General features: G+C 64.8%; 10 protein-coding genes. 6 read left to right on the forward strand and 4 right to left on the reverse strand.

Annotated elements, in window-relative coordinates:
- The first annotated feature begins 3 nt into the window (after positions 1-3).
- From AC5WEY_RS16150 to AC5WEY_RS16170, 5 genes are all read left to right on the forward strand, one after another.
- Positions 4-870, forward strand: coding sequence for an aminodeoxychorismate lyase (locus AC5WEY_RS16150; protein ID WP_495646666.1), 867 nt, complete (start codon positions 4-6; stop codon positions 868-870).
- Between the two features lie 131 nt (positions 871-1,001).
- Positions 1,002-2,537: a cytochrome ubiquinol oxidase subunit I gene (locus AC5WEY_RS16155; RefSeq protein WP_495646667.1), complete on the forward strand. Its 1,536-nt coding sequence runs from the start codon at positions 1,002-1,004 to the stop codon at positions 2,535-2,537.
- Positions 2,538-2,546: 9 nt separating this feature from the next.
- Positions 2,547-3,584, forward strand: coding sequence for a cytochrome d ubiquinol oxidase subunit II (gene cydB, locus AC5WEY_RS16160; RefSeq protein WP_495646668.1), 1,038 nt, complete (start codon positions 2,547-2,549; stop codon positions 3,582-3,584).
- Positions 3,581-5,269: a thiol reductant ABC exporter subunit CydD gene (gene cydD, locus AC5WEY_RS16165; protein WP_495646669.1), complete on the forward strand. Its 1,689-nt coding sequence runs from the start codon at positions 3,581-3,583 to the stop codon at positions 5,267-5,269. The genes cydB and cydD overlap by 4 nt, the downstream gene beginning before the upstream one ends.
- On the forward strand, positions 5,262-6,863 hold the full coding sequence (locus tag AC5WEY_RS16170) for an amino acid ABC transporter ATP-binding/permease protein (RefSeq protein ID WP_495646670.1): 1,602 nt from the start codon (positions 5,262-5,264) through the stop codon (positions 6,861-6,863). The genes cydD and AC5WEY_RS16170 overlap by 8 nt, the downstream gene beginning before the upstream one ends.
- Positions 6,864-7,040: 177 nt before the next feature.
- On the opposite strand, the gene AC5WEY_RS16175 is transcribed toward AC5WEY_RS16170, so the two are convergent.
- Entirely contained in the window at positions 7,041-7,661 is a 621-nt protein-coding gene (locus tag AC5WEY_RS16175) for a heme-binding beta-barrel domain-containing protein (protein ID WP_057476413.1), read from the reverse strand.
- Between the two features lie 391 nt (positions 7,662-8,052).
- Between AC5WEY_RS16175 and AC5WEY_RS16180 the strand changes: the two genes are divergently transcribed.
- Positions 8,053-9,594: a cutinase family protein gene (locus AC5WEY_RS16180; protein ID WP_495646671.1), complete on the forward strand. Its 1,542-nt coding sequence runs from the start codon at positions 8,053-8,055 to the stop codon at positions 9,592-9,594.
- Between the two features lie 68 nt (positions 9,595-9,662).
- On the opposite strand, the gene AC5WEY_RS16185 is transcribed toward AC5WEY_RS16180, so the two are convergent.
- From AC5WEY_RS16185 to AC5WEY_RS16195, 3 genes are all read right to left on the reverse strand, one after another.
- Positions 9,663-9,968 carry a DUF1416 domain-containing protein gene (locus tag AC5WEY_RS16185; RefSeq protein WP_032376387.1) on the reverse strand — a complete coding sequence of 102 codons (306 nt, stop codon included), beginning with the start codon at positions 9,966-9,968 and terminating at the stop codon, positions 9,663-9,665.
- Between the two features lies 1 nt (position 9,969).
- Entirely contained in the window at positions 9,970-10,806 is an 837-nt protein-coding gene (locus tag AC5WEY_RS16190; protein ID WP_057476380.1) for a sulfurtransferase, read from the reverse strand.
- 79 nt (positions 10,807-10,885) lie between these two features.
- Positions 10,886-11,356: a DUF4395 domain-containing protein gene (locus AC5WEY_RS16195; RefSeq protein WP_057476381.1), complete on the reverse strand. Its 471-nt coding sequence runs from the start codon at positions 11,354-11,356 to the stop codon at positions 10,886-10,888.
- Positions 11,357-11,428: the final 72 nt, after the last annotated feature.

The raw sequence follows: 11,428 nt of genomic DNA on the forward strand, positions 1-11,428 counted from the left end.
GCCATGGCCGATTCGGTAGTGGTGACGTTGGACGGCCGAGTGCACGACGCCGGACAGCCGTTGTTGTTCGCCGACGAGCTGGCTGCCGTACGCGGCGACGGTGTGTTCGAGACATTGCTCGTGCGGGGCGGCGCAGCCTGCGCAGTGGAGTTGCACCTGGCTCGTCTGGCGGCGTCGGCGGCGGCACTGGACTTGCCTGCTCCCGACCTGGACGAGTGGCGAACGGTGATCGACACGTCCGTCGGTCTCTGGTCCGAGGACTCGGCGAACGAGGCCGTTCTCCGGTTGGTGCTCAGTAGGGGACGCGAGAGCGGCGGGGAGCCGACGGCGTTCGTGACGGTGGGGCCCCTTCCCGAGCGGGTGCGGACAGCACGTGCGAACGGGGTGTCGGTGATCACGCTTGATCGAGGTTATTCGGTCGAATTCTCGTCGACAGCGCCCTGGCAGCTCGCCGGAGCGAAAACGCTGTCGTACGCAACGAACATGGCGGCGCTGCGGCACGCGTCCGCCCAGGGGGCCGACGACGTCATCTACCTGAGCAGCGAGGGGCGGGTACTGGAAGGACCCCGTTCGACGGTGGTGCTCGCGCGCGGTAAGACACTGGTCACACCGTCGGTGGAGCAGGGCATCCTGGCCGGAACCACCGTCGCGGGTCTGTTCGAGGTGGCCGAGGCCTCCGGGTGGACCTGCGAGCGTGGACATCTTTACCCGGCGGATCTCATTGCGGCAGATAGCGTTTGGCTGGTCTCCAGTGTGACCCTCGCGGCGCGGGTCACGACGATGAACGGTGTCGTTCTCGGCCGTCCCGGCAGCGGCGAACAGGTGTCCGAGATGGTCGATCGAGCCGTGGACGTAGCCGCTACGCCATAGGTGCCGAACGACCCTGCCGAAAGACTCTTCCCTACTACTACTCGTAGTAGTACATTCGAATCAGTCGCGGGCCAATGCCCTGACCTGCGGTGTTGCCCGTCACAGCTCGGGTGGAAGAGTTCGGAGTATCGATGGACGCGTTGGATGTCTCGCGGTGGCAGTTCGGTATCACCACCGTTTACCACTTCATTCTCGTACCTCTCACCATCGGCCTCGCGCCGCTGGTGGCCGCCATGCAGACCATGTGGGTGATCACCGGCAAGGACTCCTGGTATCGGCTGACCAAGTTCTTCGGCAAGCTGTTCCTCATCAACTTCGCGCTCGGCGTCGCGACCGGAATCGTCCAGGAATTCCAGTTCGGGATGAACTGGAGCGAGTACTCGCGCTTCGTCGGTGACGTGTTCGGCGCGCCACTCGCTCTCGAGGGATTGCTGGCCTTCTTCCTCGAGTCCACGTTCCTCGGGCTGTGGATCTTCGGTTGGAGTCGGCTCCCCAAACTCGTTCACCTGGCGACTATTTGGCTCGTCGCCATCGGCGTGAACGCCTCTGCCTTCTTCATCATCGCAGCCAACTCCTGGATGCAGCATCCCGTCGGCGCGATCTACAACGAGGAGACCGGCCGCGCCGAGCTCACCGATATCTGGGCCCTGCTCACCAACAACACTGCGCTGGCGGCATTCCCGCACGCCGTAGCAGGTGCATTCCTCACCGCCGCAACCTTCGTCGCCGGCATCTCCGGTTGGTGGATGGTGCGCGAGGCGCGAAAGAACAAGCTGGACAAACCGGCTACTGGGGTCACTCCGCAGGCTGCGCTCTCCGATAGTGGGGTCACTCCGCAGGCTGCGCTCCCGGCCACCGATTCACGCACGATGTTCCGATCGGCCGCGCGCATGTCGTTCATCGTCATGATCGTCGCAGGCGGCGCGCTCGCCATCACCGGGGACATTCAGGGCAAGCTCATGTTCGAGCAGCAGCCGATGAAGATGGCATCCGCAGAATCGTTGTGCGACACGGAAACCGGAGCCAGCTTCTCGCTCTTGACCGTGGGTACCCACAACAACTGCGAATCCGTGGTGCACCTCATCTCGATCCCCGGTCTCACCTCGTTCCTGGCGGAGAACGACTTCGGTGCCACCGTGCAGGGCGTCAACCAACTCCAGGATCAGTACGAGCAGCAGTTCGGCCCGGGCAACTACAAGCCCAACCTGTTCGTCACGTACTGGGCATTCCGGATGATGATCGGTCTGGCCGCAGGCTCGGCCCTGCTCGCCATCGCGGGATTGTGGGTCACCCGAGGTGGCCGGATTCCCGACCAGAAGTGGTTCTCGTGGCTGTCTCTGCTGGCCATTCCGACGCCGTTCCTGGCCAACAGTGCCGGCTGGATCTTCACCGAAATGGGCCGTCAGCCATGGGTTGTCGCGCCCAATCTCTCCGGAGTCGACCAGATCCGCCTCACCGTCGACCAGGGCGTCTCCGACCATCCCGTCGGGCTCGTTCTCGCGTCGCTGGTGACGTTCACACTGCTGTACGCCGCTCTCGGAGCTGTCTGGTTCTACCTGCTCCGGCGCTACGTCATCGAAGGACCTCTCGACCACGACGCGCACCCGCACGTCGACCCGCCGGATTCGGAAGACGAAGAGCCGAAACAGCTCTCGTTCGCGTACTAGGGGATAGCTATGTCACTGCCCGAATTCTGGTTCCTCATCATCGCCTTCTTCTTCGTCGGCTACTTCGTGCTCGAAGGATTCGACTTCGGCGTCGGCATGCTCATGCCCATTCTGGGTAGGCACCCGGACGCAGCAACGGGGGAGAAGCGCAGGCGGGCCGTCCTGAACACGATCGGTCCGGTCTGGGACGGCAACGAAGTCTGGCTCATCACCGCGGGCGGTGCCTTGTTCGCAGCGTTTCCGGAGTGGTACGCGACGCTGTTCTCGGGCTTCTACCTGCCGCTGCTGCTGATCCTGGTGGCGCTGATCCTGCGTATCTGCGCCATCGAATGGCGCGGAAAGATCGACGACCCGGTGTGGCGTCGGCGTTGCGACATCGGCATCGGCATCGGCTCGTGGGTTCCGGCTGTTCTGTGGGGCGTTGCGTTCGCCAATATCGTGCGCGGAGTCGCCATCGACGAGAACAAGAAGGTCACCGCAGGATTCTTCGACCTCCTCAACCCGTACGCACTGCTCGGCGGAGTAACGATGGCCGTGGTGTTCGCACTGCACGGTGCCGTGTTCATCGCGCTCAAGACCTCCGGCGACGTCCACGAGGACTCGGTGAAAATGGCGACGTGGCTTTCGGTTCCGGCCGTACTCGTCGGTGGAGCCTTCGCGCTGTGGACACAACTCGCGTACGGGAAGACCTGGACCTGGGTCCTCGTCGCCGTGGCAGCAGTGGCACTGCTACTCGTCGTCGCGCTGACGGCGAAAGTACGCGAAGGCTGGGCCTTCGTCTTCACCAGCATCGCCATCGTCGCCGTCGTCGTGCTGCTGTTCGCCTCCCTGTTCCCCAATGTCATGCCGTCCAGCACGGACGCCGCCTTCGATCTCACCATCGCGAACGCGTCGTCCAGCCCGTACACGTTGAAGGTGATGACGTGGGCCGCGGCCTTCGCTGCTCCCGTCGTCATCGGCTACCAGGCCTGGACGTACTGGGTCTTCCGGCAACGCATTTCGAGCGCCCAGATACCGGACTCGATCGGACTGACGGTGAAACCGTGAGCGCACCCGCTCGCTCTCGGGCACCGGTCGATCCCAGACTGTGGAAGTACTCGCGCTCCGCGCGCGGTTACCTGGTCGCGACGGTCGGGCTGTCTACCGTCGTCACCCTGTGCATCATCGTGAGTGCACTTGCCATCGGCCGCGTTCTGGCCGGTGTGATCACCGACCCGGCTGCCAGGTCGTTGTCCGCTTGGACGACGGAACTGATGGTGCTGGCAGGTGCGACGGTAATCCGCGTGCTGGCGACCGGAGCTCAGTCTCGATACGCGCACCGGTCGGCATCGCGGGTAGTGGCCGAGCTCGAGCTCGAAGTGCTCACTACGGCAACCAGTTTCGAGCCTCGGGAGCTCGATGCCGAACGCGAAGAACTGGCCGTAGTCGTGACTCGCGCCATCGGTGGACTGCGGGCATACCTGATCGGTTACGTACCGGCGCTGGTGCTGGCCGTCGTCGTCACCCCGCTGGTCCTGATCGTGATCCTCACCCAGGACGTGACGTCGGCGGTGATCATCGCGGTGACCCTGCCGCTGATCCCGGTGTTCATGATCCTGATCGGACTGCTGACCAAGGGTCGAGCAGCCGCGACGCTCACCACGATGACCCGGCTGTCGACACAGTTGCTCGACCTGTTGGCCGGTCTGCCGACACTGCGGGCGCTGGGGCGCGAACACGGGCCCGCAGCCCGTATCCGAGCACTGGGTGATGCGCATCGGCGAACGACGATGCGCGCGTTGAAGGTTGCCTTCCTGTCGTCTATGGTTCTCGAACTGCTCGCGACCCTGTGTGTCGCATTGGTGGCCGTCGGCATCGGACTGCGGCTGGTATTCGGGGAGATGACACTCGAGGCAGGCATCGTCGCATTGATCCTTGCGCCCGAGGTGTACTTCCCACTTCGGTCCGTGGGCACCCAGTTCCACGCGGCCGAGGACGGCGTCGAGGCCGCGAGCCGAGCATTCCGAGTGTTGGATCGCCGGACGGTTCGGCCGAGTGGTGGTCGAACGGTCGACGCCTCGGCCGCGAACATCGAACTCGACGGGCTCACCGTCACCAGTAGGGACGGCGAGGCTCCGGCAGCGCTCAGTGCAGTGTGCCGAGCGGGCACCGTCACGGTACTGACCGGTCCGAACGGAGCGGGCAAATCGACTGCGCTGCAGGCAATCTTGGGTTTGGTGACGCCGTCGAGCGGCGCGGTGAGAATAGGGGGAGTTCCGGTGGCCGACCTCGACCTCGACCAGTGGTGGGCGCAGGTTGCCTGGCTCCCGCAGCGGCCGGTGTTGTTGCCCGGCACGCTGTACGAGAACGTCACCCTGCACGGAGTGCCCGAGCCGGCTGCCTTGGACGCGGCATGCCGTTCGGCCGGATTCGACGAGGTGCTTCGAGATCATCCGGCCGGCTGGGACACCCGCGTCGGTCAGGGCGGCGTGGGGCTGTCGCTCGGCGAACTGCAGCGCCTCGCGCTCGCCAGGACTTTCGTCTCCAGTGCGCCGGTCATGGTGCTGGACGAGCCGACCGCACACCTCGATTCGGCGCGCGAAACGACTGTGCTGCAGGCTGTTCGAGCTGCAGCTGACCGCGGAGTGACCGTCGTGATGGTCGGTCATCGGCGGTCGGTGTTGCAGGCCGCCGACCGTGTCGTGGAGGTACGCAGCAAGGCGACCCTGCACTCGAGGGTCGATCATGTCTGATCTGCGTCGGGCGCTGGCGTTGTTGGAGCTCTCTCCGCGACGGGTGGCGGTGGCTGTGGCTGCCGGAGTAGCAACGCTCGGGAGTGCGCTGGCCCTGGCCGCGTTGTCGGCCTGGCTGATCACCCGAGCTTGGCAGATGCCACCAGTACTGGATCTGTCCGTCGCAGTGGTAGCCGTTCGGGCGCTGGGCATTTCGCGGGGCGTGTTCCGATATCTGGAACGACTGTCCACTCACGATGCGGCACTGCGTGGTACGACGGCAGCTCGCACGAGAATCTACGAGAGGTTGGCGAGCGGAAACGGGGCGATCCATGTGCGGCGCGGTGACGTTCTCGCTCGCACCGGAGCGGACGTGGACGTGCTCGGCGACGTCGTCGTGCGGGCCGTCGTGCCCATCTGCGTCAGCGTCGTGATGATGTTCGCGGCGGTGGGCCTGCTCGCCGGCATCTCGCCTGCTGCCGCGTCGATCCTGGCGGTGGCGTTGCTGATCGCCGGAGTGGGGGCACCGGTGCTGGCGGCGCGGTCGGCAAGGATCGCGGAAGAGTCCGGTGCCGACGCCGACGCACGGTTCGCGGAGTCGGCCGTCCGGGCACTCGACCACGCTGCGGAACTACGGGTCGCGGGGCGACTCGACGCAACACTGGCCGAAGCTCGAAGCGCAGCACAGGATTCGGTGGCTGCCCGGGATCGCGCCGCCCGTCCGTCGGCCCTTGCCGATGCCGCTGGGCCGCTGTCGATCGGAGCGTCGGTGATCGGGTCGTTGCTCGTCGGGATCGGGCTGTACGGACCGGACGGAGGTACCGCCGACGGTATGACGCCGATGGCACTGGCGATCATCGTGTTGGTTCCGCTGGCTGCCTTCGAGGCGACCGCGGCACTCCCCGTAGCGGCGATCGCCCTGATGCGCGGCAGAATCGCAGCCACTCGAATCATGGCGATGTTGGAGGCTCCGCCGCTGCATGTGAGCAGAACTTCGACCCCTGCTACAAACTTCCGTGCACATGCGCGAAGCGCTCTCATCGGCCCCAGTGGATCGGGAAAATCGACGATGTTGCGCGCACTTGCCGAGGAATACGGCTCGGACGCAGCACTGTTCGCCGAGGATGCACATCTGTTCGATACGTCGATTCTGGAGAATCTGCGGGTGGTACGCGGGGACGTGAACGAGCAGGAGGCGTCGGAGGCACTGCGGAAAGTGGGCCTCGGATCGTGGCTCGACGCACTGCCCCTCGGTGTCCACACGCCCCTCGTGGGCGGCGCACACGCGGTGTCCGGGGGAGAGCGACGCAGGCTGCTGCTCGCGCGCGCTCTGCTCAGCAGTGCACCGATCGTGCTGCTGGACGAGCCGACCGAACATCTCGACAGAGTCTCCGGGATGCGGATACTGCGGGAGCTGCTCACCACCGACTGCGGCCTGTTCGGTGCCGACCGAACCGTGGTGGTCGTCACCCATCAACTGCCGGAGAACACCGACGCCGACCAGGTGATCGACCTCGGCGTAGACACGAAGAAAAAACACTTTGCCGACTCGGAATCTCGGGCGTACGTTGGAAGTACACGAGAGAGGAGGTGGTCTGAAGTTGATGAACTCTAGGACGCGTGAGGTGGCTGTCAGCTAGCCGCTATCGCTGACGGATTCACTGCGAAGACCGCGCGAGCGGCAAGCGAATCCCAGGCAGCTACCCGGCCCCCGAGCCCCCGACCTGTCCGGTCGGGACCTGAAATCAGGTATGGCTCGGGGGCCGTTCGCATGCAACGAGAAGAAATGAACTTAGCCGATGTAGCGCGACAACCGCGCGGACAACCGCGGTGCGAGTGGGCCGTCGGCGACAACGCGTTCCTCGACGTACGCCAGATCTCCGCCCTCGACGATTCCGTACAGGCGGCGCGCTCCGCCGACCAGCGCACCCGAGGTGCTGCGGATGACGACGTCGGTGGCGAGTTCCCACGAGGACTTGGTGAGCGCGTGTCCGTAATAGAGTTCGACCACACCGGTGCTGTGGGTCAACAGAAGTTCGATGACCTCTTCGTTCTCGGAACCTTTGAGTCCGTGGCCACCGCTGACGCGCCAGAATCCGGTTTCGCGGAGGTCGGGGTGAGCGTAGTTGCCATCGGAGTCGAGCCGCCACGAGCGCGATTCCCAGCTCAAGTAGCTGCCGCCGTCGTGGGTGATGACGATCTGCTGTCCGAAAGGGTAGTCGGTTCCCAGTTCGGGGTCGTGTCCCTCGCCCTCACCGCGCCAGACGCCGACGAGAGGCAACAGCGCCAGCATCGACGGGTCCAGGTCGGGACCGAGCCGCAGGTTGGCGGTGTCGTCGGGATGAGGGATGTCGGGCAGTACCGGGATGTTCCGAGACGATGCCTCGGCGAACTTCTGTTCGGCCGCCGCTATCGCTTCGTCACCACTGGTGGCGGGGACATGGCGTCTCTCGTCGACCCTGCCCTCGTCAGCACTGCCGGGTTGCCCCGCAACCGGATCCGTCACGACTCGTCGTTGACCAGTCGGTAGACGACGTAGAGCGAGAACGCGATGATGGCTATTGCCGCAAGCACCAGCAACAACTCGAAGAAGATGACCACGAGTGCGAGTTTAACCCGCATGGTTTCCCTCTGAGAACAGTGGCCCGAATCCGACGTGTGTCTTTGGTGACATCTAACCGACTTGGGCACGGAAAGTGCGCTGGGTCACTCGTACTGGTGGATAAATCCTGAACAACAGGTACCTTCTTCGGGGGACGTCGGACGCCCGTGGGCGAATTTCCGACGTTGTTCACTGTGTTGTCGTGAAGGCTGGGGAGGTCTCTGCAGAAATGCTGCGTCGTAAGCGTGTCCTGACATCGTCGTTCGGTTCCGTGGTGTTTCGATCGGCGGTCGTCGCACTGACGCTGGCGCTCGCAGCACCTGCCGCCGCGCTGGCCGCCCCGGATTCGGGCTCGTCCGATTCCGGTTCGTCGGATTCCGGGTCTGCCGACTTCGGTTCGTCTCAGGGCCCGAACATCGATCCGAACAACTACGCGCAGGACTGCCCGGATGTACTGCTGTTGGCGGTGTCCGGAGCCACCGACTCCGCCGCAGATCGCAATCCGCTGAACGAAGAGGCGCAGACGATCGCGTCGAATTGGGTCGGCAACGTCACGGTTCCGGTCGGTGAGGCGAACGCGGACAGCCCCGGGACCGTCGGCTGGCTCTACGTTCCGTACACCTCCACCTACGGCTTCGACGTGCTCGACGACGTGGCGACGTACCAGGAATCGATCGACGACGGCATCGCGTCGACCAACCGGTTGATGAACGAGTACAAGACCAAGTGCGGCGAGAAGACCAAGTTCGCGCTGCTCGGGTACAGCGTCGGCGGGGAAGTTCTCGATCGGATCTCGGTCGACCTCGGACACCGTGATCCCAACGCGCTCGTCACGTCCGACGACGTCGTCGGCGTCATCATGGTCGGGTCGCCGTACCGCCCGGCCGGGGTGCCGAACTTCGGCGACGAGGTCGGTGAGTCTCTCGGCGGTTTCATGGATCAGTCGCCCCGCGACTACGGCACCATGACCGACAAGGTCACCTGGTCGTGTCGGCCCTGGGATCTGGCGTGCGATGCACCGGACAAGATCGAGCTGCTGCAATTGGCGCTCGGCGTACTGGGACAGATGCGGTTGACGCTGCTGAATCCGGTGCAGACCGTGTCCGATTTCGGCCGGACGGTCGCTACCATCGCCACCCGCGCGATCATCGACATCGCCACTAACAAGTCCTGGCTCGAATCGGACGAGACTTTGTTGCAGGTTCTGGTCAAGGTGTCCGACCGGCGATACCAGGTGAACGACGCAGAGGCTGTCGCAGCGCTGTCCCCCGACCAGCTTCTCGCCGATCTGAACTGGGCACTCGGACCGGGCGCGGAGACCGTGGAGGCGAAGTTGCGCGCCGAAGGCGAAGGTCTGGTGGACAACAACAAGGGCATCGTCGACGTGGTCCTGGGCCCCTACCTGGCGCTCGGCTTCCTGCAGCACCTGTCCTACTGGTACAACGACCCCAACGACGGTGTCGAGTGGGAAAGCGAGAAGATGGTCGCGTGGGTGACCGATCTCGCTCGTACCGAACGCGAGAAGAACAACGCACCCGCTCCGGTCGATCCGGCCACGCCCGAGGCTCCCATGACCGAGACGCCCGCGCCTGCGCCGGAGCCGCGGCTGCTGCCCGAGCCGGGTACGCAGACCCGAGTCAGTGACCTCGGTGCCTTCCTCGAGTCCCAGGGCATTCCGGTCCCGGAGGGATTGTTCCCGCCGCAGTACTCCACGGTTCCAGAACCGGTGCCCGCGACCGGCTAGAGGACGAAAAAGAACCCCGCACCTGCCGAGCAGGTGCGGGGTTCTTCGTTTCTGTCGGTGCTTCGAAGTCAGACTCCGACGGTGACGTCGGCAGAGTGCACGCCTGCGCCTTCGGGAGCGATGACGGTGTCGCCGTTGCCCGATGCCGACAGTGCACGCAGCGTCCACTGGCCGGGAGCGGCGAAGAAGCGGAAGTCCCCGGTGCCCGACGCGACGACCTCGGCGGTGAATTCGCCGGTGCCGTCGAGCAGACGCACGAACGCTCCCGCTACCGGCTCACCGTCGCCGGCGAGAACGCGGCCGGTGATGACCGTTTCCTTTTCGACGTCGACACCTGCGGGGATGGTCTGGCCCTGTACGGGTGCTCCACACATATCAGTGAACCTCCAACTCGATGGGTGCTCCGACGAGGGAGCCGTACTCGACCCAGCTGCCGTCGTAGTTCTTGACGTCTTCCTTGCCCAGCAGCTCCTTGAGGACGAACCAGGTGTGGCTCGAACGCTCACCGATGCGGCAGTAGGCGATGGTGGCCTTCTCGTCGTCGTAGCCCTTGGCCTTGTACAGCTCTTCGAGCGCATCGTCGGACTTGAATGTGCCGTCCTCGTTGGCGGTGGTGCTCCACGGAATGTTGATCGCGGACGGCACGTGGCCACGCTGCTGAGCCTGTTCCTGCGGCAGGTGAGCCGGGGCGAGGATCTTGCCCGAGAACTCGTCGGGCGAGCGCACGTCGATCAGGTTCTTGTTGCCGATGGCGTCGATGACCTCGTCGCGGAATGCGCGAATCGACAGGTCGGGAGCCTCGGCTCGGTACTGCGTGGTTTCCCGGCTGACGACGTCCTTCGACAGCGCGCGTCCGTCGAGTTCCCACTTCTTTCGTCCGCCGTCGATGAGCTTGACGTCCTTGTGGCCGTACAGCTTGAAGTACCAGTAGGCGTAGGCGGCGAACCAGTTGTTGTTTCCGCCGTACAGGACGACGGTGTCGTCGTTGCTGATGCCCTTCGCCGACAACAGGTCCGAGAACTGCTCCTGGCCCAGGAAGTCGCGGCGAACCGGGTCCTGCAGGTCCTTGCGCCAGTCGAGCTTGACTGCACCTTCGATGTGTCCGCCGTCGTAGGCGCTGGCGTCTTCGTCGACCTCGACGAAGACGATCTTCGGTGCGTTCAGGTTCTGCTCGGCCCAGTCGGCAGAGACCAGGACGTCGGAGCGAGCCATGGTGTTCCTTTCGGTCTTTCTTGTACGGATTGGAAGAAGGGGTGTTTGGACAGGAGTGGAGCCTGCGAAACGACCCGGTTCAGGAGGTGCTGCGCACTCGCGCCGCGAGCGGGTAGATCATGCACCCGAGGCAGACCGCGAACGCGGCGTTGAGAAACGCCGCGAACAGCGCGAAGCCTGCGGCCACGGTGCCGACGACGGGAGCGCCGAGCGCGAAGCCGAGAACTCCGACGGCGGCGAACACGAATCCCACCAACTGAGCGAACTTCAACGGAGCCACCGGCTCGCGTTCGCTGGTCGGGGAGAGCCGCGGAGCGACGAACGTCGCGTAGATCGTGCCGTACGGACTGTGCTTGGGTCCGCGGACGGCTCCGATTCCGAACACGATCGCCTGTAGCCCGAGCAGGATTGCCGCTGCGGGGACCGAGAACGTGGTCAGGAGAATCACGACGACCAGAACGGCAGTGGTGATCCACGCTGCGAAGCGCGGGCCACGGACGTCGACCTGGTCGAGCGTGGGGGAGACGGTGTGGGTGTCGGGTGTCGACATCGAGAAGTACTCCTGTGCGGGGCCGGGGCACGCTACATGGGCAGTGCTCGGACGTGGATTCCTGTCGAGGGG

The organism is Rhodococcoides sp. S146-33, assembly GCF_059489205.1.

What these genes read in the sequence shown, in the direction of transcription:
- AC5WEY_RS16195 (WP_057476381.1), bottom strand. Translation starts at nt 11,356, where the DNA reads ATGTCGACACCCGACACCCACACCGTCTCCCCCACGCTCGACCAGGTC.
- AC5WEY_RS16170 (WP_495646670.1), top strand. Translation starts at nt 5,262, where the DNA reads ATGTCTGATCTGCGTCGGGCGCTGGCGTTGTTGGAGCTCTCTCCGCGA.
- AC5WEY_RS16190 (WP_057476380.1), bottom strand. Translation starts at nt 10,806, where the DNA reads ATGGCTCGCTCCGACGTCCTGGTCTCTGCCGACTGGGCCGAGCAGAAC.
- AC5WEY_RS16185 (WP_032376387.1), bottom strand. Translation starts at nt 9,968, where the DNA reads ATGTGTGGAGCACCCGTACAGGGCCAGACCATCCCCGCAGGTGTCGAC.
- AC5WEY_RS16150 (WP_495646666.1), top strand. Translation starts at nt 4, where the DNA reads ATGGCCGATTCGGTAGTGGTGACGTTGGACGGCCGAGTGCACGACGCC.
- AC5WEY_RS16155 (WP_495646667.1), top strand. Translation starts at nt 1,002, where the DNA reads ATGGACGCGTTGGATGTCTCGCGGTGGCAGTTCGGTATCACCACCGTT.
- cydB (WP_495646668.1), top strand. Translation starts at nt 2,547, where the DNA reads ATGTCACTGCCCGAATTCTGGTTCCTCATCATCGCCTTCTTCTTCGTC.